Annotated in this window: 28 protein-coding genes; 22 read left to right on the top strand and 6 right to left on the bottom strand. The window is 25.7% G+C overall.

What is annotated here, in order from left to right; translation table 11 throughout:
* Positions 1 to 2 precede the first annotated feature (2 nt).
* The 9 genes from AMYT_RS11350 to AMYT_RS11310 all read left to right on the top strand — a co-directional run bounded on the left by AMYT_RS11350 (position 3) and on the right by AMYT_RS11310 (position 9,425).
* Positions 3 to 938: a transketolase family protein gene (locus AMYT_RS11350; RefSeq protein WP_114842644.1), complete on the top strand. Its 936-nt coding sequence runs from the start codon at positions 3 to 5 to the stop codon at positions 936 to 938.
* A complete protein-coding gene (locus AMYT_RS11345; protein WP_114842643.1) occupies positions 935 to 2,395 on the top strand; it encodes a B12-binding domain-containing radical SAM protein in 1,461 nt (486 codons plus the stop codon). Before AMYT_RS11350 ends, AMYT_RS11345 begins: the two co-directional genes overlap by 4 nt.
* Positions 2,385 to 3,314 carry a phosphoglycerate dehydrogenase gene (locus AMYT_RS11340; protein ID WP_114842642.1) on the top strand — a complete coding sequence of 310 codons (930 nt, stop codon included), beginning with the start codon at positions 2,385 to 2,387 and terminating at the stop codon, positions 3,312 to 3,314. Before AMYT_RS11345 ends, AMYT_RS11340 begins: the two co-directional genes overlap by 11 nt.
* Positions 3,311 to 4,180: an NAD-dependent epimerase/dehydratase family protein gene (locus tag AMYT_RS11335; protein ID WP_114842641.1), complete on the top strand. Its 870-nt coding sequence runs from the start codon at positions 3,311 to 3,313 to the stop codon at positions 4,178 to 4,180. The genes AMYT_RS11340 and AMYT_RS11335 overlap by 4 nt, the downstream gene beginning before the upstream one ends.
* Positions 4,181 to 4,184: 4 nt before the next feature.
* Complete coding sequence (locus AMYT_RS11330) at positions 4,185 to 4,808, top strand: cyclase family protein (RefSeq protein ID WP_114842640.1); 624 nt, start codon at positions 4,185 to 4,187, stop codon at positions 4,806 to 4,808.
* 37 nt (positions 4,809 to 4,845) lie between these two features.
* A complete protein-coding gene (locus tag AMYT_RS11325) occupies positions 4,846 to 5,688 on the top strand; it encodes a glycosyltransferase family 2 protein (protein ID WP_114842639.1) in 843 nt (280 codons plus the stop codon).
* A gap of 259 nt (positions 5,689 to 5,947) precedes the next feature.
* On the top strand, positions 5,948 to 6,919 hold the full coding sequence (locus AMYT_RS11320) for an SGNH/GDSL hydrolase family protein (protein WP_129085757.1): 972 nt from the start codon (positions 5,948 to 5,950) through the stop codon (positions 6,917 to 6,919).
* 7 nt (positions 6,920 to 6,926) lie between these two features.
* Positions 6,927 to 8,396 carry an MBOAT family O-acyltransferase gene (locus AMYT_RS11315; RefSeq protein WP_114842637.1) on the top strand — a complete coding sequence of 490 codons (1,470 nt, stop codon included), beginning with the start codon at positions 6,927 to 6,929 and terminating at the stop codon, positions 8,394 to 8,396.
* A 9-nt stretch (positions 8,397 to 8,405) separates the two neighbouring features.
* Entirely contained in the window at positions 8,406 to 9,425 is a 1,020-nt protein-coding gene (locus AMYT_RS11310) for a hypothetical protein (RefSeq protein ID WP_114842636.1), read from the top strand.
* Positions 9,426 to 9,441: 16 nt separating this feature from the next.
* Here the strand turns inward: AMYT_RS11310 and AMYT_RS11305 are convergent, their stop codons facing one another.
* The 4 genes from AMYT_RS11305 to AMYT_RS11290 all read right to left on the bottom strand — a co-directional run bounded on the left by AMYT_RS11305 (position 9,442) and on the right by AMYT_RS11290 (position 12,225).
* Entirely contained in the window at positions 9,442 to 10,566 is a 1,125-nt protein-coding gene (locus AMYT_RS11305; protein WP_114842635.1) for an SGNH/GDSL hydrolase family protein, read from the bottom strand.
* Between the two features lie 116 nt (positions 10,567 to 10,682).
* On the bottom strand, positions 10,683 to 11,297 hold the full coding sequence (locus tag AMYT_RS11300) for a trimeric intracellular cation channel family protein (RefSeq protein WP_114842634.1): 615 nt from the start codon (positions 11,295 to 11,297) through the stop codon (positions 10,683 to 10,685).
* A gap of 159 nt (positions 11,298 to 11,456) precedes the next feature.
* On the bottom strand, positions 11,457 to 11,609 hold the full coding sequence (locus AMYT_RS14980) for a hypothetical protein (protein WP_162919503.1): 153 nt from the start codon (positions 11,607 to 11,609) through the stop codon (positions 11,457 to 11,459).
* Positions 11,610 to 12,006: 397 nt separating this feature from the next.
* Positions 12,007 to 12,225, bottom strand: coding sequence for a cold-shock protein (locus AMYT_RS11290; protein WP_114842633.1), 219 nt, complete (start codon positions 12,223 to 12,225; stop codon positions 12,007 to 12,009).
* 391 nt (positions 12,226 to 12,616) lie between these two features.
* Here AMYT_RS11290 and AMYT_RS11285 point away from each other — a divergent pair, with 391 nt between their 5' ends.
* The 8 genes from AMYT_RS11285 (at position 12,617) to AMYT_RS11250 (ending at position 18,333) form a co-directional block, all read left to right on the top strand.
* The gene (locus tag AMYT_RS11285) at positions 12,617 to 13,339 is read left to right on the top strand and encodes a DUF4198 domain-containing protein (protein WP_114842632.1); all 723 of its coding nucleotides are present in this window, start codon (positions 12,617 to 12,619) and stop codon (positions 13,337 to 13,339) included.
* An 8-nt stretch (positions 13,340 to 13,347) separates the two neighbouring features.
* Complete coding sequence (gene cbiM / locus AMYT_RS11280) at positions 13,348 to 13,950, top strand: cobalt transporter CbiM (RefSeq protein WP_114842631.1); 603 nt, start codon at positions 13,348 to 13,350, stop codon at positions 13,948 to 13,950.
* Complete coding sequence (locus AMYT_RS11275; RefSeq protein ID WP_114842630.1) at positions 13,947 to 14,420, top strand: hypothetical protein; 474 nt, start codon at positions 13,947 to 13,949, stop codon at positions 14,418 to 14,420. The genes cbiM and AMYT_RS11275 overlap by 4 nt, the downstream gene beginning before the upstream one ends.
* Positions 14,417 to 15,061, top strand: coding sequence for an energy-coupling factor transporter transmembrane component T family protein (locus tag AMYT_RS11270; protein WP_114842629.1), 645 nt, complete (start codon positions 14,417 to 14,419; stop codon positions 15,059 to 15,061). Before AMYT_RS11275 ends, AMYT_RS11270 begins: the two co-directional genes overlap by 4 nt.
* The gene (locus AMYT_RS11265) at positions 15,058 to 15,708 is read left to right on the top strand and encodes an energy-coupling factor ABC transporter ATP-binding protein (RefSeq protein ID WP_114842628.1); all 651 of its coding nucleotides are present in this window, start codon (positions 15,058 to 15,060) and stop codon (positions 15,706 to 15,708) included. The genes AMYT_RS11270 and AMYT_RS11265 overlap by 4 nt, the downstream gene beginning before the upstream one ends.
* Before the next feature lie 76 nt (positions 15,709 to 15,784).
* On the top strand, positions 15,785 to 16,537 hold the full coding sequence (locus AMYT_RS11260) for an arylamine N-acetyltransferase family protein (RefSeq protein ID WP_114842627.1): 753 nt from the start codon (positions 15,785 to 15,787) through the stop codon (positions 16,535 to 16,537).
* A gap of 9 nt (positions 16,538 to 16,546) precedes the next feature.
* Positions 16,547 to 17,359 carry a DUF2971 domain-containing protein gene (locus AMYT_RS11255; protein ID WP_114842626.1) on the top strand — a complete coding sequence of 271 codons (813 nt, stop codon included), beginning with the start codon at positions 16,547 to 16,549 and terminating at the stop codon, positions 17,357 to 17,359.
* A 44-nt stretch (positions 17,360 to 17,403) separates the two neighbouring features.
* Positions 17,404 to 18,333 carry a methyltransferase domain-containing protein gene (locus AMYT_RS11250; RefSeq protein ID WP_114842625.1) on the top strand — a complete coding sequence of 310 codons (930 nt, stop codon included), beginning with the start codon at positions 17,404 to 17,406 and terminating at the stop codon, positions 18,331 to 18,333.
* 1 nt (position 18,334) lies between these two features.
* On the opposite strand, the gene AMYT_RS11245 is transcribed toward AMYT_RS11250, so the two are convergent.
* Together AMYT_RS11245 and AMYT_RS11240 are read right to left on the bottom strand one after the other, a co-directional pair.
* The gene (locus AMYT_RS11245; protein ID WP_114842624.1) at positions 18,335 to 19,087 is read right to left on the bottom strand and encodes an alpha/beta fold hydrolase; all 753 of its coding nucleotides are present in this window, start codon (positions 19,085 to 19,087) and stop codon (positions 18,335 to 18,337) included.
* 3 nt (positions 19,088 to 19,090) lie between these two features.
* Entirely contained in the window at positions 19,091 to 20,236 is a 1,146-nt protein-coding gene (locus AMYT_RS11240) for an MFS transporter (RefSeq protein ID WP_114842623.1), read from the bottom strand.
* Positions 20,237 to 20,541: 305 nt separating this feature from the next.
* Here AMYT_RS11240 and rpsL point away from each other — a divergent pair, with 305 nt between their 5' ends.
* The 5 genes from rpsL to AMYT_RS11215 all read left to right on the top strand — a co-directional run bounded on the left by rpsL (position 20,542) and on the right by AMYT_RS11215 (position 26,512).
* A complete protein-coding gene (gene rpsL, locus AMYT_RS11235; protein ID WP_114842622.1) occupies positions 20,542 to 20,925 on the top strand; it encodes a 30S ribosomal protein S12 in 384 nt (127 codons plus the stop codon).
* A 16-nt stretch (positions 20,926 to 20,941) separates the two neighbouring features.
* A complete protein-coding gene (gene rpsG, locus AMYT_RS11230; protein ID WP_114842621.1) occupies positions 20,942 to 21,409 on the top strand; it encodes a 30S ribosomal protein S7 in 468 nt (155 codons plus the stop codon).
* A gap of 9 nt (positions 21,410 to 21,418) precedes the next feature.
* Positions 21,419 to 23,527, top strand: a complete 2,109-nt coding sequence (gene fusA, locus AMYT_RS11225; RefSeq protein WP_114842620.1) for an elongation factor G — start codon at positions 21,419 to 21,421, stop codon at positions 23,525 to 23,527.
* Between the two features lie 589 nt (positions 23,528 to 24,116).
* On the top strand, positions 24,117 to 24,983 hold the full coding sequence (locus AMYT_RS11220) for an NAD(+)/NADH kinase (RefSeq protein WP_114842619.1): 867 nt from the start codon (positions 24,117 to 24,119) through the stop codon (positions 24,981 to 24,983).
* A 5-nt stretch (positions 24,984 to 24,988) separates the two neighbouring features.
* Positions 24,989 to 26,512 (top strand): AAA family ATPase, encoded by a 1,524-nt coding sequence (locus tag AMYT_RS11215; RefSeq protein WP_114842618.1) that lies wholly within the window; start codon positions 24,989 to 24,991, stop codon positions 26,510 to 26,512.
* Positions 26,513 to 26,517: the final 5 nt, after the last annotated feature.

Raw genomic sequence — 26,517 nt, 5'->3', positions numbered from 1 at the left:
AAATGAGTAATTTACCTAGAGATGTGTTTATAGATATTATATTTGATTTGGCAAAGAAAGATAAAGATATATACTTCTTAAGTGCTGATCTTGGAGCAAAAGCATTAGATCGATTTAGGCAAGAACTTCCAAGTCAGTTTATTCATTGTGGTATATCAGAGCAAAATATGATTGATGTTGCAGCTGGTTTATCACAATGTGGGAAAAAAGTATATGTTTATGCAATGGCTCCTTTTGTTACTTATCGTTGTTATGAGCAGATTAAAGTTGTAATTGCTAGTATGAATCTTCCTGTTACTATAATAGGAGTAGGTGCAGGGTATAGTTATGATGATGCTGGGCCAACACACTATGCAATTGAAGATATAAGTTGTATGAGAGTAATTCCAAATATTGAAATTTTAAATCCAAGTGACGAAAAATCTACTATTCAAGCTGCTAAAGTCACATATGAAAAACCTAAATTTAGATATATTAGAATTGATAGAAAATATTTACCAGATATATATATAAATAAAAATCCTTTAGATGGAATATCTGAAATTGAAAAGAGTAAAGATATTGCTATACTTACAAATGGATATATGTTTCAAAAAGCAATAATTGTAAAAGAAAAATTAGCTAAAGAAGGTATTAATTTAGGTTTAGTTGATATTTTTACTATAAAACCATTAAATAAAGAAAAACTTAAAGAAATAGCTATAAACTACAATAAATTAATAGTTCTAGAAGAACATTTCTTAGATGGAGGTTTAGGTAGCTGTGTATTAGAAACATTAGCTGATTTAGAGATTTTAATACCCGTTTTAAGAATTGGTATTGTTGATAAATATGTATTTGATAATGGTGGAAGAGAATATATCCATAAATTATCTGGTATAGATATTAATACAATTATTGAAAAAATAAAAAAATTTTATTATAAAGACAAAGAATGAAAATAGATGTTGTATTTGTAAATCCTGGAAATAAAAAAATAACTTTTCAAAATTTAGGAGTTGATTTAGCTGCAGTTGAACCACCATTTATGATAGCCTCTATTGCTGCTTATTTAAGAAATAATGATATAAGTGTAAATATTATTGATTCAAATGCTGAGAATTTAACTCCTGAAGAAACAGCAAAAAAAATAAATGAAATAAACCCTCTTTTAGTTTGTATGATTGTTTACGGAGGGCAACCCTCTGCTTCAACCCAAACAATGGCAATTGCAAGTAAAATGTGTACTATCATAAAACAAAATTGTTCTATGCCTATAGTTATAGCAGGATTACATCCTTCAGCTTTACCTCAAAGAACTTTAGAAGAAGAGGATGTAGATTATGTAATAGAAGGTGAAGAGCAAATACCCTTAAAAAGATTAATTGAAGTATTAAAAAATAATTTATCTCTTGATGAGGTACCTGGGCTGTGGTATTATAAAAATAATATGATAGTAAATAACCAAAAGCCTAAATTAATTGATAATTTAGATGAATATTTACCAATGGCAGCTTGGGATCTATTGCCAATGGAAAAGTATAAAGCCCACAATTGGCACTGTTTTGATAATATTGATGAAAGACAACCTTATGGTGCAATATATACAAGCTTGGGGTGTCCTTATAAATGTAGTTTTTGTTGTATAAATGCAACTTTTGGAAAACCAAGTATAAGATATAGAAGTCCTAAACTTGTAGTAGATGAAATTGAACACTTAGCTAAAGAATATAATGTTAAAAATATAAAATTTATTGATGAAATGTTTATACTTAATGAAAATCATTATATGAAAATAACAGAATTACTATTAGAAAAAAATCTTGATATAAATATTTGGTGTTATGCAAGAGTAGATACTGTAAAAAAAGATTTCTTACCAAAGATGAAAAAAGCTGGATTTAATTGGTTTTGTTTAGGTATTGAATCTGCAAGTGAATTTGTTAGAGATGGAGCAGATAAAAAGTTAAAATATAGGGATATAAAAGAAGTTGTAAAATCAATTCAAGATGCCAAAATAAGGGTTCTTACAAACTTTATAGTTGGCTTACCTGATGATAATGAAAAAACAATGCAAGAAACTCTTGATATGGCTATTGATTTAAATACAGAGTTTTTTAATATCTATAGTGCTATGGCATATCCTGGTTCTAAACTATATGATGAAGCAATTGAAAAAGGAATTAAATTACCCTCAAATTGGGGTGATTATTCTCAACATGCAAAAAATCAATTACCCTTATCAACTAAATATTTAAGTGCAATGGATGTATTGAAATTTAGAGATAAAGCATGGCAAGAATATTTTACAAGTAAAAAATATTTAGATATGATTGAAGAAAAATTTGGTGTTAAAGTAGTAGAGCATATCAAATTTATGACAAGTAAAAAATTAGAAAGAAATTATGAAAATTAAAGTAACTTCTCCATCTTTTTCAACTCATCCAATATTAATAGAAGAATTAAAAAATAACTTTGATAATGTTGTATTAAATGATACAAATATTCATTTTGAAGATAATATATTAAAAGAATATCTTCAAGATGCTGATATTGCAATTATTGGTTTGGAAACTATTGATAAAGAGCTTCTTGATAGTTGTCCAAAGCTTAAATTTATAGCAAAATATGGGGTAGGACTTGATAATATAGATATTGATTATTGTAAAGCAAAAAATATAGGTATTGGTTGGACAAGTGGTGTAAATAAACTATCAGTTGCTGAAATGACTTTAGGTTTTATGATAACTACAATTAGAAATATGGTATTTGCTTCATATGGAATGAAAAATGGCTTATGGAATAAAGTAGGTGGTAATAATTTATCTAATAAAGTAATTGGAATAATTGGTGTAGGAAATATAGGTAAAGAAGTTATAAAGCTATTGCAACCATTTAATTGTAAAATATTAGTAAATGATATATTTTCTCAAGATGAGTTTTATAAAAAATATAATTTAATAGAAGCAACAAAAGAAGAAATATTTGCTAATTCGGATATTATTTCAATTCATACCCCTTTAACTAAAGAGACTAAATATATGTTTAATTTAGAAGTATTTAAAAAAATGAAAAAAACAGCTATTTTAATAAATACTGCTAGAGGAGAAATCGTAAATAATAATGATTTAAAAATAGCATTAAAAGATAAATTAATTGCAGCAGCTGCACTTGATACTTATGAAAAAGAACCAAATTTTGATAAAAAATTAATAAATCAAGATAGATTATTTTGTACTCCTCATATTGGAGGTAATTCAAATGAATCAATTTTATTAATGGGAAGAAGTGCAATAAAACATATAAAAAAGTTCCTTGGAGAAAAAAACTTATGAAAGCTATAGTTTTTGGAGGTTCTGGATTTTTAGGAAGTCATGTTGCTGATGAGTTAAGTAATAATAATTTTGAGGTAATTATAGCTGATATTAAAGAGTCTTTATATATATCTAAAAAACAGATATTTAAATATGTTGATATATTAGATTTAAATAGTGTTATACAAGCAGTTGCTGGTTGTGATATAGTTTATAATTTTGCTGGTTTAGCTGATATAAATATTGCTATAAGTGAGCCTTTAAAAACTGTTAAACTCAATATTTTAGGTAATACAAATATTTTAGAAGCTTGTAGGTTAAGTAATATTAAAAGGTATATTTATGCAAGTAGTGCATATGTATTTTCTCAAAAAGGCTCTTTTTATGGTATAAGCAAACAAGCATCTGAAAAAATGATAGAAGAGTATAACGAACAATTTAATTTAGAATATACAATTATTCGATATGGTTCTGTTTATGGGCCAAGAGCAGATAAACAAAATAGAATATATTGTTTAATTAAAGAAGCTTTAGAAAGTAATACTATTACATATAAAGGTACAGGTAATGAGGTTAGAGAATATATTCATGTAAAAGATGCCGCAAAATTAAGTGTAGAAATTCTTAATGAATCATATAAAAATGAACATATAATTTTAACAGGTATTGAAAAACATACTTATAAAGAATTGCTAAATATTATTAAAGAAATAATAAATGATGATATTGTAATTACATACTCAAATGAAAATTATAAGGGACATTATGAATTTTCACCTTATTCTTTATATCATCCAAAAGTTGGTAAAAAAATTGTAAATAATCCTTATATTGATTTTGGACAAGGATTACTTGAAATTATGATAGATATACAAAATAAAGGCTAAGTAGATGATATTATCGCATATTATAGATAATGATTCTCCAGTTTATGGCAATAAAAAAGAACAAATTAGTATTATTAAATCTTCTTCTATAAGTGAAGGTGCTACTTCTAATTCACTTTTTATAAATATGTCCAATCATATTGGTACGCATATTGATTTTCCTAAGCATTTTTGTAATAATGGAAAAAGTCTAAATAATTATAATGATGATTTTTGGTTATTTAATAATGTAGGTTTTATTGAGTCTTCATTTGATCAATTAGTTTCTAAATTAGATTTACTTGATTGCAATATTGAAATATTGATTGTTAAAACAGGTTTTGAAGAGTATAGAGGAACTAAAAAGTATATTATGGAACAACCAATAGTAAAACCTATCTTAGCAAATATATTAAGAAAAAAATTTAAAAACCTTAGAGTATTAGGTTTTGATATGCTTTCTATCTCTAGCTATCTTGATAGACAAATGGGAAGAAAAGCACATATAGAATTTTTATGCAAAAATAATATTTTACTACTTGAAGATATGAAACTAAATAAACTAAATTCAAAACCAAATAAAATAATTGTTGGTCCTTTACTTATAAATGAAGCAGATGGTGTACCTTGTTTTGTTTATTCTACATAGTTAAGTATAAAAATTATAAAAAAAGAGGAAAAGTTAATTGACGAATAATATTTATAATGATTTAAGTACATATATAAAAGATGATACTTTATTAAAAGGTGGCAAATATTTAAAAGAAGATGTAAAATATAATAAAGATTTACCACTAGTTACAATTATTACAGTTTGTAGAAATGCAGAAAAAACTATACAAAAAACTATTGATTCTGTTATTAATCAAACTTATAAAAATATAGAATATATATTAATTGATGGAGAATCAACAGATAATACAATTAATATTATTAAAAAAAATGAAGCTTATATTAGCTTTTGGTTATCACAAAAAGATGAAAGTGCAACAGAAGGAATAAATAAAGGTTTTAAAATTGCAAAAGGTGATTATATATTTTTATTAAATGCGGATGATTTTGTAAATAGTGATTTTATAAAAATAGCAGTAGAAACTTTTGATAATAATAGTGCTTTTGTTTTTGGGGATATGTTTATAGGCAAACCTTATAATGAGTATAATCATAAGATAAAAGGTGATAAGTATTATTATAAAAAAATTTCATATACTATGCCAAGGATAAATCAACCAACTATTGTTTTTAAAAAAGAGTGCTTAGATATAGTTGGTTTTTATAATTTAAATAAAAAAGTTGCACCTGATTATGATTGGTTACTTAGATTGTATAAAAAAGGATTAAAAGGGAAATATAATGAAAATATAATTACTTATTTTACATTAGATGGTAATTCTCATATTCAATACTTTAAAGGTATAAAAGAAGTGCGTGAATCCTCTTTTGAAAATGGTGGATCAATTTTTTGGACAAATTTTTATTATTATGCAAGATATACAAAAAGATATATAAAAAATTTATTTAATATATGAAATTTTTTTATAAATTAGATTATTAATTAAAATTATATAAGTTTTAAATAGTTTATTATATACTGCAATTTAATTTTTATAAAAATTTATATTCAAATAATTTTTAGGAAGCATAGCATCAAAAATAATTTTATGAAACAACTTATTTTACAAAAAGAGTTTTCTTTTGATTAAAAATGTAGTTAAATTAATAGGAATAAATGTTTTTTTTCTTATTATAGGTTTGATATTTTTAGAGTTTTCTACTCGAATTTATTTAATGATAACTAATAAAATGGAGTTATCTTTTTTAAGAAATCCACCTTTAATTATAATGGATAAATATCGTAGTATTATTGAATATTCACCTACTTTAGGATATGTTCCTATTAAAAATATACATTTTAAAGTAGATTTACAAAATTGGAATTCATCAATTTTAACCATAAACGAACTTGGATTTAGAAAAGGAATAGAAAAAAGTATAGATAAAAATAATCCTATTTTAATAGCTGGTGATTCTTTTGTATTTGGTAATCAAGTAAATGATGATGAAACTTGGCCAGCATATTTACAAAAAGCAGGATATAATATTTATAATTTAGGTGTTGGTGGTTATGGGACAGCTCAAAGCTTATTAAGACTTAAAACATTTATTGATGAATATAATATTACTCCTAAACTAGTTATATTACAAACCTTAGTGGGCTTTGATTTTATTAGAGATACTTATGACTTTTATTCAGGTTTTCCTTCTACTGCACTTTATAAAAATGAAAATAATATTATAAAATATTTTTGTCCTAGTAAAAATGACTTAGATATAATAGGATCAAAATATAGTTCAGTGCAGACTAATAAAAATATTTTTATTACACTATCAGAATATTCTCACTTTATAAGACTTTTATTTACGAAACAAATTCAAGGTTATCAAAAAAGACTAGATAGAACATATAAAGATGCATTAAGTAAAGAAGAGATTATTGATTTTGTATTAACTGAGTTTTCTAAAATGCCTTATAAAAAAATATTTTTATTACAATATGGTGGGGATGAGAATGAAATAATAAGTGAAGAAAAAAAATATCTATTAAGTAAACTAAAAAAATTAGGTATTGAATATATTGATACATATAATGCAACAAGAATTAACAATAAACCTATTAAAGAATTATATTTTTATCATCATACTTCAAAAGGTAACGAAGTAATAGCTAATTATATATTAAATACAAAACTTTTAGATTGAGATTTAGATGTTATTTAATAGTTATGAGTTTATATTTTTATTTTTACCTATATCTTTTTTTATATATTTTTATTTAAATAAAAAAAGATTAACACTTTTATCAAAAGTTTTTTTACTTCTTAGCTCTTTATTTTTTTATAGTTGGTGGAATATTATTTATTTACCTTTGATTTTATCTTCAATATTATTTAATTTTTTAATAGGCTCTTCTTTATGTAAAAAAAATAGATTTAAGCAATTGGTTCGAAAACAATTATTAGCCATAGGTATAATAGGAAATATTGCTTTATTAGGTTACTTTAAATATAGTGACTTTTTTATTGAAAATTTTAATTTTGTATTTAATTTAAATAAAGAGTTGTTAAATTTAGCACTTCCTTTAGCAATATCTTTTTTTACTTTTCAACAAATAGCATATTTAGTTGATTCTTTTAGATATGAAATAAAAGAGTATAGTTTATTAAACTATGGAATATTTGTCTCTTTTTTTCCTCAGTTAATTGCAGGTCCAATTGTACATCATAAAGAAGTAATGCCACAATTTTCTAATATACGAAATAAAGTAATCAATTATCAAAATATTGTTTTAGGTATTTTTATTTTTTCAATTGGATTATTTAAAAAAGTAATTATTGCTGATACTTTCGCAAAATGGGCAAATATAGGATTTGATACCTCTATTACATTGACTTTTTTTGAAGCTTGGGCTACTGCATATGCTTATGCATTTCAATTATATTTTGATTTTAGTGCATATTCTGATATGGCAATAGGTTTGGCACTTCTATTTAATATAAAATTACCTATAAACTTCAATTCTCCATATAAAGCAACTTCAATAACACAGTTTTGGAATAGATGGCATATTACATTATCAAGCTTTATAAATAAATATATATTTAAGCCTATTTTAAATTTATTAGGAACTTATAGTTTTTCAAAAGCTTTACTAGCAATTTTTTTAAGTATGTTAATTTCTGGACTTTGGCATGGAGCAAGTTGGTTATTTATAATATTTGGATTTATAAATGCTATAGCACTTGTAATTAATCAAATATGGAAGAAAAAGTTTAAAATAAAAATACATAAATACATAGGCTGGGTGCTAACTTTTAATACCTTTGTAATTTCTATTATATTTTTTAGAGCAAATGAATGGGCAGATGCTATAAAAGTAATAAAAGGTATGTTTGGTTTTAATGGTATAATTTTACCATCATTTTTATCTTCAAGTTTTTATTTTTTAAAAGATTATAATATTACTTTTGGATATCTTTTTGAAAATATAAATGCAGATAAATATATTATTTTGTGGTTACTTTCTGCTTTTATTGTAGTTTTATTTTTTAATAATAGTATGCAGTTACGAGATAATTTTAAATTAAACTATAAAACTTTAATAATTAGTGTGATACTTTTTTCTTGTAGTATATTATCACTAAATAAGTTTTCAGAATTTATTTATTTTAATTTCTAAGGATAATTTGTGAGTGAGAAAAAATGGATAAAATATTGGTTTCTTTTCTTGATGATTATCCCTATTATTGGACTTTTTAATTATATTATAGACCCTTTTCAGCAATATAGACAGGCAAAACTTTATAAAGTTTATTATAATAGTAGTTTTTCAAGATATTTAAATTCAGGAATGATAAAAACATATAATTATGACTCTATAGCTATTGGTAGTTCAATGATTGCAAATTTTAAAATAGATGAATTAAAAACTATTATAGAAAATCCTATTAAACTTAGAATAAGCAATGGTAGTGCTTATGAATATTTTATCACATTAAATAGTGTATTAGAAAATAATAAAAATATAAAAACAATATTTTTGGGATTAGATGTTTTTTCATTTAGTGGTAAAATTGATAGATTAAATTATAATAATATGGATTTTCCAAAATATCTTTATGATAATAATATTTTCAATGATTTTAAATATTTAGTCTCTTTTGATATATTAAAAGAATCATTAAAAAGTCTATTTAGAAGCTATTATTATTCAAATGATCCCAAATTTGATTTTAATACTATGTATTTTCTTGAAGCATCTAATAATGGAGTTGATTTATTACTTGAAAAAAACTTATATAAACTCTTTAATAAAAATAGTTATAAATTAGAACAATTAAAAGAATCTTTTAATTTTAATATTCTTTCTATTATTAAAAAAAATCCTCAAATAAAATTTATAATATTTTATCCACCATATTCAATAAATTTATTTAAATATTTAAATAGAAATTCTCAATTAAAAACAACGATGGACTTTAAATATTATATTGCAAAAACTTTATTAGAATATAATAATGTGGAATTATATGATTTTCAAAATAATATTGAATTAATAACAAATACTAATTTATACTATGATTTTATACATTATAATGAAACTGTAAATTCATTTATAATTAATTCTATTAAAAACGAAAAAAAATATAAAGTTAATTATAAAACATATAAAGATAAAACTAATATATTTTTACATTTAACTATTTAAAAATAGTTAGTTCTTATTATTTTAATTTATCTACAATTTCAATAATTTTTTTTGCCACAATCTTATTACCTTCATGAGATGTATGGCAATAGTCATAATATAGGTACTTATCAATATTAAATATATTTGATAAGTCATAAACACTTTTTGATATATCTTTATACTTTTCTGTTTTTAAAAGTTTTTTTATTTCTGTATATAATAATTTATATGTTTCTATTAAATTTTCATCTAAATTTAAATGATCAATTTTTGGCTTTCCTATTGCTGAAACAGGTTGCAAAATGGCTATAAATTTTGAGCCTTTACTATTTGCTATTTGTTTTGCCATAGCCCAACTTTCAATTGTTTCTATTGCACTTTCATATACTCTTTGTTCATTTAAATCAAAAAGAGGTTCTTTATTTTTTTTAATAATCTTTTCTAATAATTTTGAAATAGGATTTATTATTGAATAAAAGTAATTAGAATAAGTAATATTCTTTAAATCTTGAATTTTTTTAATCTCCAATGCAGATTTTATACTTTTTTCTTCAAAATGAGAAAATTGATTAAATTCTTTAACTAATGTTATTGCTTGATTTACTCCATCATACATTATAACTAAGTCTGGAGTTCCTCCTTTTGCTAGTTTAATACTTAGTGTAATATATTCTTGAAAGGAAGAGTATCCTGGTTCTGCTAAATTTACTGTCTTAAAATTTCCTTTTGAATATTTAGAAAAATATGCAGGAATTGTTTGTTTATCACTTGAACCAAGCCCCCACATAGTACTACCTCCCAAAAAATAAACGGTTTTAGCATCTTCTTTTAAATTATGATGTTGAGGTGTTTTTCTAATCCCTTCTTCTGTTATATTTATCAATTCTCCTTTAAAAGGAAGTCTTTTCCAAGCAACATATGAATCATAATATACTAGATTTTTTACTTTTTCAACTTCTTGAAAATACTTAATTAACCAATTTTTATTCTCAAACGCAATAAAATCTTTACCAAAAGTTGGTTCTTTTTTAATAAAAGAGTAATATAAATAACTAATAGTGATTGATAAAAAAGCAAGAAAGATTATTAATAATATAAATATACTAATATTAATAATTATTTGTTTTAAAATAGAAAAGATAGATTTTGATGTGAACAAAAGTTAGCCCTTTAGAAAATTATTGCTTATGATTTTAAATAGTATAACTAAAGTTAAATTAATAAAATATACAAATTAGATTTTTAAATTTATGGATTAAGAGAATAAGACTTCTCTTAATCTTTCAATGGAGGTAATTGCCAACCTTTATAATATGCAATCATTCTCATTGATATTCCAAAAGCTAGTAAAACTATAATAGCAAAGATATTATTTATATCCATTAGATATAAAAGATAATAGATTATTCCAACACAAAAGCTTATTGTTCCATAAAGTCCTGTTGTTAAAAACCAAGGTACTTCATTTAATAAAATATCTCTTAAAATACCTCCTCCAACACCATTGAAAAATGCGATAAAGGCAACACCAAAAATATTATACCCAAACTCAATTGCAACCATTGCTCCAACAATAGAAAAACAAATAAAGTCAATAGCATCTGCAAAAATAAAAATAAATTTTTTCTCTAATTCTTCTCTTTTTTTATAAACTTTAAAAAATCTAGACATAAATAAAACAGTTATTACAATAAGCATTGGCATATAGTATGTAAAAGAGTATATTTCTCTTCCTACCATAATATCTCTAATTATTCCTCCACCAAGTGCAGTTAAAAATGCAGCCAAAAATAATCCAAGCCAATCGCAACCTTTTTTTACTCCAAATAAAAAACCACTAAGAGTTGCTGATGCGATACCTATGTATTCAATAAATAATATAATTTCCATTTGACCTACTTTAAAAATTTTCGTATTGTATAACCATAAAGCATAAGAAAGAATAAATTTATTTATAAATATTGAGATAACTAAAATAAACTTAAAGCTACAAAAATATGATAAATTGTATTTTAGTTTATGTAGTTAAATGGGGTATTGAAAAATATATTATAAAGATATATTTTTAATAGATAAGTAGTCTTTAGCAGTTTGAATACTAAGTCCAGCTTTTGAACAAGCATCAATTAAATTTTCGCCTTTTGTAATAAGTCTTAATAAAACTAAATATTTAATTTTTATACTAATATTTATTATTGACATTTTCTCTCCTTTTTTTAATTTTTAATATACTTAAAGATTTTACCTTTATAAGGTTTATCTAGATAATCTATGTTTGAAGGTTTAAAAGATACACATGTAAAACCAAAATCAAGCATTTTATTTCTTGCATTCTTACAAATATTATTTCATTATTTTTACTAAGTTTAGTATTTTATTTTTCTTCAAGAAGATAGTAAGTTTTAGTAATATTTGTATATTAAATTAGCTAAAACCTCACTTGAGGACCAAATAATACCAAATAACGACCATAGTGCATTAGAAATATCTAGTTTTTCTGCAATATTATCTTCATCATAAAATTGCTGTTTATCTCTAAGAGTTCTTATATGAACCAAACTTTTTAGTTTGATATTTAAATCGTATAGTAGATATTTTACTATACGATTTTAACATTTTTAGCTTGTTCACCTTTTACATTTTGACCTATTTCAAAAGATACTTTTTGCCCATCTTCTAACGATGATCTTCCATATCCTGAATAGTTAATCTCACTATAATGAACAAAGAATTCTTTATTCTCATTTTCTAATTGGATAAATCCAAAACCTTTTTCACTATTGAACCATTTTACAGTTCCATTGTATTGATTTGCCATGGTATGTCCTTGTTTTTCTTCGCTATGAAGTTATATATATAAAGTTTAATATAAAGCTTTCTTTGGTAAGAGATTAGTATTAATTGTAGTTAACAGTAAAAGCAAACAAAAGAGGTTATAAACCCTAAATCATCTTTAAGTTTTTCATTGTAGCCAAAAAAGCAAATAAAAGCAAATTTTGCATATATTTTAAGTACAAATCCCTTATTTAGGCTTTTTTTATCTGCTATAAAGCATATTTAATACTTTTTTATAAAGAAAAAAATAGTTTACTATATAACGAATAACTATTCAAATTTGTTCAAAAAATACATAAGAAAAGTAAAAATTTATACTTATATTATTTCTATATGAATATAATACTTTAAATTTAGTACAAGGAATAGTAGATATGAAGAATTTTTTACTTTTAATTCTTTTTGCAATTTTTGCAAAAGCACATTTTTTAACACTTATACCAAATACAGATAATATTAGTGATAAAAAAAATAGTAAGCTTAATATAGAAGCTATGTTTATTCATCCCTTTGAGCAAAGTGGTATGCATATGGAAAAACCAGAAGGAATATTTTTAAATAGTAAAAATAATGCTTTAGAGTTAAAAGAGATAAAAAGATTTGATAACCTTGCTTGGAGTACAACTTACAATATAAAAAGACCAGGTATTTATAAATTCTTTACTATTCCAAAACCATATTTTGAGCCAAGTGAAGGAAAATTTATCTCACATGTACCAAAAATCATTGTAAGTGCTTTTGGCCTTGAAGAGGGGTGGGATGAGCCAATAGGTTTAAAATATGAAATTATTCCTATGGTAAAACCTTTTGCTTTATATGCTGGAAATCTTTTTCAAGGTAAGGTTTTACATAATGGAAAAGCTGCTAGTAATGTGGAAGTAGAAGTTGAGTTATATAATGAATTTGGTTTAAAAGCACCAAGTGATGCTCATATTACTCAGGTGGTTAAAACAGATGAAAATGGAGTTTTCTCTTTTTCTATGAATCATAAAGGTTGGTGGGGATTTGCAGCTTTAATAGAAGAGGGTGAAAAAGAGTATCAAGGTAAAAAATACCCAATTGAAAATGGTGCTTTAATTTGGGTAAAAGCATATTAGGAAAATAGATGCATATTTCTGATGGAATTTTAAGTATAGAAGTAGCTACAACTTTAGGGGTAGTTGCTGTATCAATGGTTGCTTATTCTTTAAAGCAAATGAAAAATGAAAATATTGCTTTATGTGCAGCAATGAGTGCTTTATTTTTTATAGCTTCTTTTATTCATATTCCTTTAGGTCCTACTCAAATACATTTAGTATTAGTTGGAGTAATAGGAGTCTTTTTAGGAAGTTTAAGCTTTTTATCAATTTCAATTGCTTTATTATTGCAAGCAACACTTTTAGGTTTTGGAGGAGTAACTTCTCTTGGCGCAAATATTATAATAATGGCCTTGCCAGCATATTTAGTATATCTTATTTTTAGTTTAGAATTTACAAAAAAAATAAATGAAAAAATAAGATTTTTTTTAGTTGGTTTTCTAGGAGTCTTTTTTGCAACAGTTTTTTTAGCTTTAGTGTTACTTTTAGCAAAAGATGAGTATTTAATAGCTTCTTATACAGTTATTGCAGCTAATATGCCAGCTATGATTTTAGAAGGAATTATAACTTTATTTTTACTACAATATATAAAAAAATCAATTCCTAGTTTACTAAAAAGTACAAAATTATGAAAATATTTTTAATCTTAACAATTTTTGTTTTACAACTATTTGCTCATAAATTAAATCTTTTTACAACTTATGAAAAGGATACTTTATTTATTAGTGCATATTTTGCATCAGGAAATGGTTGTCAAAATTGTAAGATAAAAATAGAAGATGAAACTGGTCAGTTAATACAAAAAGCTTTTACAAATACTCAAGGAGAAGCCTCTTTTAATATAAATAAAAACAGTTTTTATATTTTAGTTGATGCTGGTGGGGGACATATTGTAAAAGAAAAAATCACAAAAGAGATAAGTGATAAAATAGTAAAAGAGGAAAAAAAGCCTCTTAATTCTTTAGAAGAAGAGAATTTTAAATTAAAAGCAAAAGTTAAAGCTTTAGAAGAAAAACTTGAAAAATTAGAGTTTTTAAAAACTATTTTTGCTTTATTTATAATTTTTGGTATTTTTTATATTTTAAAAAGAGTTAAAAAATGATAATCTCACCTGCTATTTCTTTAATAGCTGCATTTTTATTTTCTATTATAGTTAGTTTTTCTAACTACGAATTATACTACTTATTACCAATAGCTTTTATACTTTATTTAAATAAAAACAATATTTTTTCTATTTTTAAAAGTTTAGTATTTTTAAATTTATTTATAGTTGTTTTAGCTTTAGTTTTACTAATACAAAATGAGTATGAAGAGGCTTTAAATATCTATATTAGAACAAATATGATTATCTTATTTAATCTTGCAATTTTTTATAATTCAAAAGGCTATGATATAGTAAGAGGGTTATATATTTTAAAATTTCCTGATAGTTTTATATCTACAACATATTTTACTTTAAAAATGATAGAAAATTTAAAAAATGATTTTTCAAATATAAAAAATACTTTAAAAGCAAGGGGATTTAAAGCAAAAACAAATCTTTTTACTTATTATACTTTTGGAAATATTTTAGGTATGCTTTTTGTAAAATCAATTAGAAAATCACAAAGTTTAAAAGACTCTTTTGAAGCAAGAGGTTTTAATAAAAAAATATATTTAAATGATAAGTTTAAAACTACAAATAAAGATATACTTTTATTACTTTTAGTAGGAATTATCATTATTTTAAAGGTTAGTTTATGAGTTGCTCAATTACATTAAAAAAGCTTTCATATAAAAATGAAGCAAATGAACTTTTTAAAAATATAGATTTAAATGTGGGACATGAAGAAAAAGTTGCAATTATTGGTGCAAATGGAGCAGGGAAAAGTACTCTTTTAAAAATAATTGCAGGTTTAAACTTCTGTTTTGAAGGGGAACTTCAACTTTTTCATAATCCAATAAAAAATAAAAAAGAGTATGAAAAATTTAGAAGTGATGTGGGCTATTTACCCCAAGATGTAAATGATTATTTTTTGTGTCCCACTGTTATTGAAGATGTGATGTTTAATCTAAGAGCAAAAGGTGAAGCTAAAGAAGAAGCTTACCATAAAGCAATATTGATGCTTGAAGAACTTGGAATCTCACATTTAAAAGATAGAATAATATATGAGTTAAGTGGAGGTGAACAAAAAATAGTTGCTCTTGCAGGTATTTTAATAACTAAGCCTAAAATTTTACTTTTAGATGAGCCTACAAATGCTTTAGATACACAAGCAGAAAATAGAATTATTGAGATACTAAACTCTATAAAAAAGTCTATGATTATAGTTTCTCATCATAAATCATTTATAGATAAATTAGCTCCTACTATATATAACCTAAGTTGTAATGAATTAGAATTAATTTAAATTTTTTTTATTGATTATGGCTTAAGTATAAATTATTTAAAACTTAATATAATAGATTTTTTCAAAGGATTATTTTATGGAAATTGAGAAAATCTTAAATAGAATTGGCATAGATAAAAATACAATAGAACCAACATTGCAAAACCTTATTTTACTTCAAGAAGCATATATTTTAAATGTTCCTTATGAAAATTTGGACTTTGTTTTTAAAAAAGAGTTTTCTGTAAATATTTTAAAAATATATGAAAAAATTGTTGAAAATAATAGAGGTGGTATTTGTTATGAATCAAATACTTTATTTATATATTTATTAAAAACTTTAGGTTTTAAATCAAAGATGATTTTTTCTAAAGTTATGGATATTACTTATATTGGTGCAGATTATCCACATTTGGCTTTATTAGTTGAAATTGATAATAAAGAGTATTTAGTGGATGTGGCAAATGGACAAAATGTAAGAGTTCCTTTACCTCTTGAAGATGAAAATTTTATAGCTGTTAGTGAAAATATTGAGTATAAAATAAAAAAGAATAACCAAGAGTACCACTTAATGTTTAACCATAAGCATAAAGGTTGGCAAACTAGATATATTTTTACTAAAGAAGAAAAAAGAGTTGCTGATTTTTCAGGTATATTTCAAAATCAAAATAATTATGAACATTTTTCTAATCATGTCCCATTAATTGTCACAAAAGCACTAAAAAATGGAAGAATAACCCTAACAGATGATATGATAACTTATAAAAAAAACAATGATAAAAGAATGTGGGGTATCTCTTTAGAAAATAGAGCTGAGGTTTTAAGAGACTATTTTGATATTGAAGTTTAAAGGCTAATTATGGAAAATATAATATACCATTATTGTAATATTGACTCTTTTAAAGCAATTATTCAAAATAAAACTTTATGGCTAAGTTCTATATATAATCTAAATGATTATAAAGAGATACATTGGATAAAAGATAAAGTTGCAAAAAGAATAAAAGATTTAACTACAAAAGATAGTTTTAAAAAATATAAAATATTTGAAGAGTTATATTTAAAACAGCATCCTTTAGTGTATGTGGCTTCTTTTTCCCAAGGTAAAGATTTACTTAGTCAATGGCGAGCCTATGCAAATGATGGCAAAGGTGTAGCTATTGGGTTTAATGCAAACTTTTTTGAAGAAATATCAAATATAAAAATCTCCAAGGTTTTATATAGTGAAGAGGAACAAAATAGGCAAATAGAGTCTATTTTATCAACTATTGAAAACTTTGATAACTCTTTAGTAAAAACACAAGAGTTTGAAACTTTATGTCAAGAAACAATTACTACTATTAATAATCTTGCAGCAAAATCAAAAAATGAACTTTTTAAAGAAGAACAAGAAGTAAGAATACTACATAATCCAATAATTATAAATGATAAAGAAAATGGTTGTTATAAGTTTGAAAATAGTATTTCAAATATGAAGTTTAGAAGTTGCCATGATAATTTAATCCCATATTTTGAACTAAAATTTAATAAATATAAAGAAGAAACACCACCAATTATAGAGATAATTAAAGGGCCAAAAAATAGAGCAATAGACAAAGAAATTAGAATGTTTATGTCAATAAATGGCTTTCATGATATGAAAATAGAAAAATCCAATGCCTCTTATAGATAAGATTAATACAGATTAATTTATAATTTGCAAAAAAAAGAGCCTTAATGTACCACTTTTCAAATGAAACAATGTTTCAAATAATAAATATTTTACAAAATAGCTTAAAAGAAGAAAATAAAGTTGAGTTTATTGTTTTAAATCCTGATAAATTTCCTTCTTTTTATGCTGGACAAAAAGTAATAATAGAAAATAAAGAGTATCTTTATAGAAGTTATAAAGCTTGGATGGATTTGGCTGAAAGTCTGTTTTGTAGATTTAAAACACCAATAATAATAGAAAATCAGCTTGTAAAACTTACTTTTGAAAAACTAAATAAAGAAGATAGCTTCCATATTCAAGAACTTCAAAAAGAGGAAAAATATGGAATACAATCAACTTTTAATCAAATAAATAAAAATGAAGAACCAGCTTTTTTACTTAGTTATATAAGTGCTTTAAAAAATGTAAAAGTACAAGATAGAATTAGAATTTTAAATTTAGGAGTAAATAAAGCTGATGAGTTTGAAGTTATAAAAAATCTAGTTGAAAATTTTTCAAGTTTAGAGTTAGTAGGTATTGATTATTCACAATCTGCTATAAATGAAGCAAAACAAAGATTTAAAGAGTTTTCTAATGTAAGTTTTTTAAAAGAGGATATAAATAATTTAGAAAGTTTAAATTTAGGAGAATTTGATTTAATTATTTCTATTGGAACTTTACAAAGTTCTTCTATAAATTTTAACCTTACTTTTATGAGTATTGTTCAAAACTTACTAAAAAAAGAGGGTTCAATGATACTTGGCTTTCCAAATTGTAGATGGATAGATGGAGAGATGATATATGGGGCAATGGCAAAAAATTACTCTTATTCAGAGATGTCTTTACTTTATAAAGATGCGGTTTTTTGTAAAAAATATCTTCAACAAAAGAAGTTTAGAGTAACTCTTACTGGTAAAAACTATATATTTTTAACAGCAACTTCAATTAGAAAGTAAACTAAAGAAGAAATTCTTCAAGTTTACTTGCAAATAAAACAGGAGTTTCTATCATAGGATAGTGTCCTGCTTCTTCAAACTCTATTAGCTCTAAGTTTTTATACCAACTTTTAAAAGCTTTATTTACAACAGCTTTACTAAAAACCACAAAATCATATTTTCCTACAATTGCTTTTACTGGAACTGTTATTTTAGAAGCTTCATTTGAAAAATCTTCATTTAAATACATCTTCATATAACCAACTCTTGCTTCTTTAGTTGATGAGGTATATGCCATATTTATTCTATAATCTATCCAAGTTTGGTTGTATCTTTTACTAGAATTAAGTACAACTTCTTCTATTTTATTATCTTCTTGCATATCTTTTAAAAGTTTTTGTTTTGCTTCTTCTTTCATCTTTACTCCACTAGCAAGAACAGGAGTAATTAATATAAGATTTTCTAAATAGTTTTCATACGAAATAGCAAAGCTTTGAGCAATTAATGCAGACATAGAGTGTCCTACTAAATTTACTTTTGATAGCTTTTCTTTTTTTATAATAGTTAAAATATCTTCAATGGCTTCACTGCAACTATAACTTCCTTTTAGCTTTATAGATAAGCCATATCCTCTTAAATCTATAAAAAAATATTTAAAATCTTTTATATTTAAATAAGGAATAATTGCATTATAGTTTCTACTATCTCCCATAAGTTCATGCAAAAAAAATACTGCTTTTTTCCCTTTTCCTAAAGTTTTATATTTTAGTTCTATATTTTATCCTTTATACTTTTTTAAAAATACTAAACATAAAATTGCACCAACTAAAGCCATCGCTGCACCAATTAAAGAAGGATAATTATACTCAAATCCTAAAAACAAAGGTATTCCTCCAAAAAAAGAACCTAAAGAGTTTGCCACATTAAAAGCGGCTTGTAAAAAAGCAGCTCCTAACATAGCTGAGTGTTTTGCACTACTTAACATAATCATATTTATAGGAGAACCAATAGACATAGCTAATGCTCCACAAATAAAAGTAAGAATTATAGAAATAACTTTAAACTCAGAAAAGAAAAATACTAAAATTAAAGCTGTAACCATAGAAAAAAGTAAAAAAATAGAAACAATAACTGGATTTTTTTTATCTGCTAAATATCCACCTAAAATATTTCCCACAACCATACCAGCCCCTGCTACTATCATAAGATAAGAAACACTTCCCACTTCAAATTTTGATACATAAATTAATAAAGGTGCAATATAACTAAACCAAGCAAATAAACCACCAAATCCAATAGCAACTATCATTAAAATATGCCAAGCTTTAATAGTTTTAAAAAACTCCAACTCCTCTTTAAAAGTTACAGTTCTTAAGGCTTTTTGTTTTGGCAACCACTTATATAAAAATAAAATTGTTAAAATACCAATAAGTGAAACAATACCAAAGGCATATCTCCAATGAAAGTGATGCCCTATATATGTTACAAGAGGAACCATAGCAAGATTTGCAATTGCTAGCCCTGTAAACATAGAAGCTATTGCTTGGGCAGCTTTACCTTCTTTTGCCAATTTTGCTGCAACAACAGTTCCTACCCCAAAAAAAGCTCCATGGGGTAAACCACTTAAAAACCTAGAGAGCATTAAAGTATAATAATCAGGTGCAATTGTTGATAAAAAGTTAAAAATAGTAAATAAAAGCATAAAAGCAATTAAGATATTTTTAGCTGGAAATTTTGCACTAAGTGCAACAAGTATTGGAGCACCTATTACTACTCCAAAGGCATAAGATGAGATTAGATGTCCTGCAACTGGTATTGTGATATTTATATCATTTGCAATATCTGGTAAAAGTCCCATAATTACAAATTCTGTAGTTCCAATACCAAGACCACCTAATGCTAAGGGGAAAAGTTGTTTCGTCATATTTTTACTTTAGTTAAAAATTTTGGGAATTATAGTATTCAAAGTTTATTGATAACTTAAAAGATAGTGTTTATATTATAAGTTTAAAAAAAATCTCTAAATTGTAAAAAAAACAATAATAGAATTAAAAAAAGACTAAGATTAAATTAAGTCAAACTTAAGTATAATCCTGAACTTTTTTAGTAAACTTTCAGTTTCCTAGAATGGTAGTATCGATTTAACTATGGTTCTTACCGTATGTTAAAGTATTCGAGAAGCATGAGCATTGCTTTAATTGCTCAAACCAATTTAAACAAAGGGAAAATATGCCTACAATTAATCAGCTTGTTAGAAAAGAGCGAAAAAAGGTGATTAAAAAGTCTAAATCACCAGCATTAGCAAAATGTCCACAAAGAAGAGGGGTATGTACAAGAGTATATACAACAACTCCAAAAAAACCTAACTCGGCTTTAAGAAAAGTTGCAAAAGTTAGATTAACTACAGGATTTGAGGTTATCTCATATATTGGTGGGGAAGGTCACAACCTACAAGAGCACTCTATTGTATTAGTTAGAGGTGGTAGGGTAAAAGACTTACCAGGGGTTAAGTATCACATCGTTAGAGGTGCTTTAGATACAGCTGGTGTTGCAAACAGAACTGTTGCAAGATCTAAATATGGTACTAAAAAACCAAAAGCTGGTAAAAAATAAGTAGAAGGATAAGAAAATGAGAAGAAGAAAAGCTCCAGTTAGAGAAATAATGGCAGATCCTATCTACAATAGTAAAGTGATCACAAAATTTATTAATACTGTTATGTTAGATGGTAAAAAATCAGTAGCAGAAAAAATTATGTATGGTGCAATTGCAAACTTAGATGCTAGAGGTGAAGAAGCTGGTATTGAATTATTTGAAAGAGCAATTGAAAATGTTAAACCACTTTTAGAAGTTAAATCTAGAAGAGTTGGTGGAGCAACTTACCAAGTTCCTGTTGAAGTTAGAGCAGTAAGAAGACAAACATTAGCATTAAGATGGATTGTTGATGCTTCTAGAAAAAGAAATGAAAGAACTATGGTTGAAAGATTAGCTAACGAGTTATTCGAAGCAGCAAACGAAAGAGGTGCATCTTTCAAGAAGAAAGAAGATATGCATAGAATGGCAGAAGCTAATAAAGCATTTGCTCACTATAGATGGTAGGATTTATAAATGGCTAGAAAAACACCACTTAATAGAGTTAGAAATATTGGTATTGCAGCTCACATTGATGCAGGTAAAACTACAACAACTGAAAGAATTTTATTCTACACAGGTGTATCTCATAAAATAGGTGAGGTTCACGAGGGTGCTGCAACTATGGACTGGATGGAGCAAGAGCAAGAAAGAGGTATTACAATTACTTCTGCTGCTACAACTTGTCACTGGACTCACCCAAAAACAAATGAGCAATTACAAATTAACATTATTGACACTCCGGGTCACGTTGACTTTACAATTGAAGTTGAGAGATCTATGAGGGTTCTTGATGGTGCTGTAGCTGTATTTTGTTCAGTAGGTGGGGTTCAACCACAATCTGAAACTGTTTGGAGACAAGCAAACAAATATAGAGTACCAAGAATGATTTTTGTTAATAAAATGGATAGAACTGGTGCAGATTTTTACAATGTTGAAAAACAAGTAAGTGAAAGATTAAAAGCAAATCCAGTTCCAATTCAAATCCCAATTGGTGCAGAAGATAACTTTAGAGGTATTATTGACCTTGTAAAAATGAAAGCTATCGTATGGGATGATGATGCTGCTATGGGTTCTAACTACCATGTAGAAGAAATTCCAGCTGATTTATTAGATAAAGCACAAGAGTATAGAGAAAAGATGGTTGAAGCAGCTGCTGAAGCTTCTGAAGAGTTAATGGAAAAATACTTTGAAGAGGGTGATTTATCTGAAGAAGAAATCGTTTCTGGATTAAAAGCTGGTTGTTTATCTATGTCTCTTACTCCAATGACTTGTGGTACTGCATTTAAAAATAAAGGGGTTCAAACTTTATTAGATGCTGTTGCTATGTATTTACCAGCTCCAACTGAAGTTGCTGATATTAGAGGTGAAACTCAAGATGGTGATGCAGTAATTGTTCCTTCTACTGATAATGGTGAAGTTGCTGCACTAGCATTTAAAATTATGACTGACCCATTTGTTGGTCAATTAACATTTGCAAGAGTTTATAGAGGTGTTTTACAATCTGGAACATACGTTGTTAACTCTACAAAAATGAAAAAAGAAAGAATCGGAAGATTACTAAGAATGCACGCAAACAACAGAGAAGAAGTTACAGAACTTTATGCTGGTGAAATTGGTGCAGTTGTAGGATTAAAAAATACAATTACTGGAGATACTTTAGCATCTGAAAAAGATCCAGTTATTTTAGAAAGAATGGATTTCCCAGATCCAGTTATCTCTGTTGCAGTTGAACCAAAAACAAAAGCTGACCAAGAGAAAATGGGTATTGCTTTAGGTAAATTAGCTGAAGAAGATCCATCATTTAGAGTAAATACTGATGAAGAATCAGGTCAAACAATTATTTCTGGTATGGGTGAATTACACTTAGAAATTATTGTAGATAGAATGAAAAGAGAATTTAAAGTTGAAGCAGAAGTTGGTGCTCCTCAAGTTGCTTACAGAGAAACAATTAGAAACAATGTAAAACAAGAGTACAAATATGCAAAACAATCTGGAGGTAAAGGTCAATACGGTCACGTTTACTTAGATATTAAACCATTACCATCTGGAAGTGAAGAAAACTTTAAATTCAACAATGAAATTAAAGGTGGGGTTGTACCAAAAGAGTATATTCCAGCAGTTCAAAAAGGTTGTGAAGAAGCAATGGCTGGTGGTATTTTAGCAGGTTACCCAATGGTAGATATTGAAGTTTCACTTTATGATGGTTCTTACCACGAAGTTGACTCATCTGAGATGGCATTTAAATTAGCTGCATCTATGGGATTTAAACAAGCTTGTAGATCAGCTGCAGCTGGTGCAGTTATCCTTGAGCCAATGATGAAAGTTGAAATTGAAACTCCTGAAGAATATATGGGAGATATTATTGGTGATTGTAACAAAAGAAGAGGACAAGTTCAATCTATGGATGATAGAGCTGGTGTAAAACTAGTTACTGCTATGATTCCATTATCTGAAATGTTCGGTTACTCTACTGACTTAAGATCTATGTCTCAAGGTAGAGCAACATATTCTATGTTATTTGATTCTTACCAAGAAGTTCCTAAAAACGTTTCTGAAGAAATCATTAAAAAGAGAAATGGTTAAAACCGTTTAAAATCGTGAACTGCTTCACGATTTTAGGTTTTAACGAGATTTGTGATGTTTGCGAAGCGAACCACAAATGTCCATTCTTTAAAAAAGCCCTAGCTTGTCTGGGGCTTTTTGCATTTAAGTGAACTGCTTCACGATTTTAGGTTTTAACGAGATTTGTGATGTTTGCGAAGCGAACCACAAATGTCCATTCTTTAAAAAAGCCCTAGCTTGTCTGGGGCTTTTTGCATTTAAGTGAACTGCTTCACTCTTATAGTGATTAACGAGATTTGTGATGTTTGCGAAGCGAACCACAAATGTCCGTTCTTTAAAAAAGCCCTAGCTTGTCTGGGGCTTTTTGCATTTAAGTGAACTGCTTCACGATTTTAGGTTTTAACGAGATTTGTGATGTTTGCGAAGCGAACCACAAATGTCCGTTCTTTAAAAAAGCCCTAGCTTGTCTGGGGCTTTTTTTCTTTTATATAATACAAACTACCTTATTTAAAGAATTTATCTAACAAATACACCAATAATTACTAATTCTTCCTACTTTTATTAACATTTTGATAAAATATTCCAAATAAATAACAAAGTGGAATAAAATTTGAAAAGAACAATATCAAAAGAAAGATTAGCTTCAAAATCAAAAGTAGGAATAGTCCTAAGACCTTCAACACCAGAAATTAAAAATAGCTATTTAAAAATAAAAGAGTGTTTTGAAAAACACAATATAAAAGTATATTTAGAAAGAAATAGTGCAAATATGATTAATGAAGATGGTATAGAGTTAGATACTATTTGTGAAAATGTTGATTTTTTAGTTTCTGTTGGTGGAGATGGAACTTTAATTTCTGTTGTAAGAAGAAGTTTTTCTTATAATAAGCCTGTTCTTGGGATAAATTTAGGAACATTAGGTTTTTTAACTGATATTAGATTAAATGAATTAGAGACTTTTTTAGATAATCTTGATAAAGATAATTATAGAATTGATAGCAGAATGATGATAAAAGGTAGTGCAAATCTAAGAACTTTTTTTGCTTTTAATGATATTGTAATTTCAAGAAATTCACTTTCTTCTATGATAAGAATTGATGCAAAACTAGATGGAAGACCGTTTAACTCATATTATGGAGATGGAGTAATTATTTCAAGTCCTACAGGTTCAACAGCTTATAATCTATCTTTAGGAGGACCATTAGTATATCCTTTAACTGATGCTTTTATTGTAACACCAGTTGCACCTCACTCTTTAACACAAAGACCATTGGTATTACCTGCTGATTTTGAAATTGAGTTTACAATTTCTGATAATCAAGGAGCTGTTGTTATAGTAGATGGTCAAGATATATATGAAATTGAGCAAAATCAATCAATTAAAATACAAATTGCATCAAAAAAAGCAAAATTACTTCATAGAAGAGAAAGAAACTATTTTGAAGTATTAAATGAAAAACTACAATGGGGAAATTAATTTAGATGATTAATCGAGTATATATTAAGGATTTTTTATCTTTTAAAGAAGTTGATTTAGAGTTTGAAAAAGGTTTAGTTGTTTTTACAGGCTCAAGTGGTGCTGGAAAATCAATTTTAATGGAAGCAATTTTATCTTTATTTGGTATAAAAGAGCCAAAAGCAAAACTTTCTGAAGTTATACTTGAAAGCTCAATTATTGATGAAGATTTTGATATAAATATAGGTGATGAAATTGTTATAAAAGAGTTAAAAAAGGAAAAAACTAGGTATCTTTTAAATAATCAATCTATTTCTAAAAAAAGACTTTATACTTTTTCTTCTATGCTTATTAAACATCTAAGTTTAAAAGATAAAACTGATTTTGAAAGCTGGAAGCTTATAAAATTTTTAGATATAGTTTCTTCAAAAAACAGTAAGTTTAAAAAAATAAAACAAGAATTTGATACAACTTTTCAAGCACTTCAAAAAGAAAAAAAAGAGTTAAATAAACTAATAGAAGATGAAAAAAAAGTTGAAGATTTAAAAGAGTTTGCAAAATTTGAAATAGAAAAAATTGAAGCAATTAATCCTTTAATTGATGAATATGATGAGTTAATTGAAGTTAAAAGAAAATTATCAAAAAAAGATAAAATAGAAGCTGCACTTAAAAGTTTAGCTCCTATTTTTGATAGCTCTCATTTAGTATCAAATGCTTTAGAATTACTAGAAGTTGATAGCTCTTTTTTTGATGATGCAATAAATGAGTTAAATAATCATTTTGAAAAGTTTAATGACTCATTAAGTGAATTAGAAGAGTTAGATATTGAAAATATTTTAAATAGAATTGAGCAGTTATCTTCTTTACAAAAAAGGTTTGGTTCAATACAACAAGCTTTAGAGTATAAAAAACAAAAACAAGAAGATTTAGAAAAATATGAAAATATCTCTTTTGAAAAAACTAAATTAGAAAAAAGAATTGAAGACTTAACAGCTATTGTATTCTCTTTAGCTTCACAAATTAGTGAATATAGAAAAACAGCTTTAATTAAATTAGAAAATAGGGTAAATCATTATTTAAAATTTCTATATCTTTCAAATGCAAAAATCACTTCAAATAAAAAAGAATTAGATTCTACAGGAATAGATGAAATTATATTTAATTTAAATGGAGTTGATTTAGATACTATTAGTTCAGGAGAGTTCAATAGATTAAGACTTGCTTTACTTACTTCAATAAGTGAGTTTGAAATAGTAAATAATGGAGTTTTATTTTTAGATGAAATTGATGCAAATTTAAGTGGAAAGGAAAGTTCAGCAATTGCCACTGTACTTAGCCAATTATCAAAATCATATCAAATTTTTGCAATTTCTCATCAGCCTCAATTAACTTCAAGTGCTAATCAGCATTTTTTAGTTGATAAAGTAAATGGTGAATCTACAGTTACACTTTTAAATAAAGAGCAAAGAGTTGATGAAATTTCAAGAATGATTAGTGGTGAAGATATTTCTAAAGAGGCTTTACAATTTGCTAAAAATCTTTTAAATTAATGTAC

Origin of the sequence: Malaciobacter mytili LMG 24559, from assembly GCF_003346775.1 — a bacterium.
GTDB classification, from domain to species: domain Bacteria; phylum Campylobacterota; class Campylobacteria; order Campylobacterales; family Arcobacteraceae; genus Malaciobacter; species Malaciobacter mytili.
The sequence above is the reverse complement of the archived record's forward strand: the minus strand, read 5'-3'. Positions and strand labels throughout refer to the sequence as shown.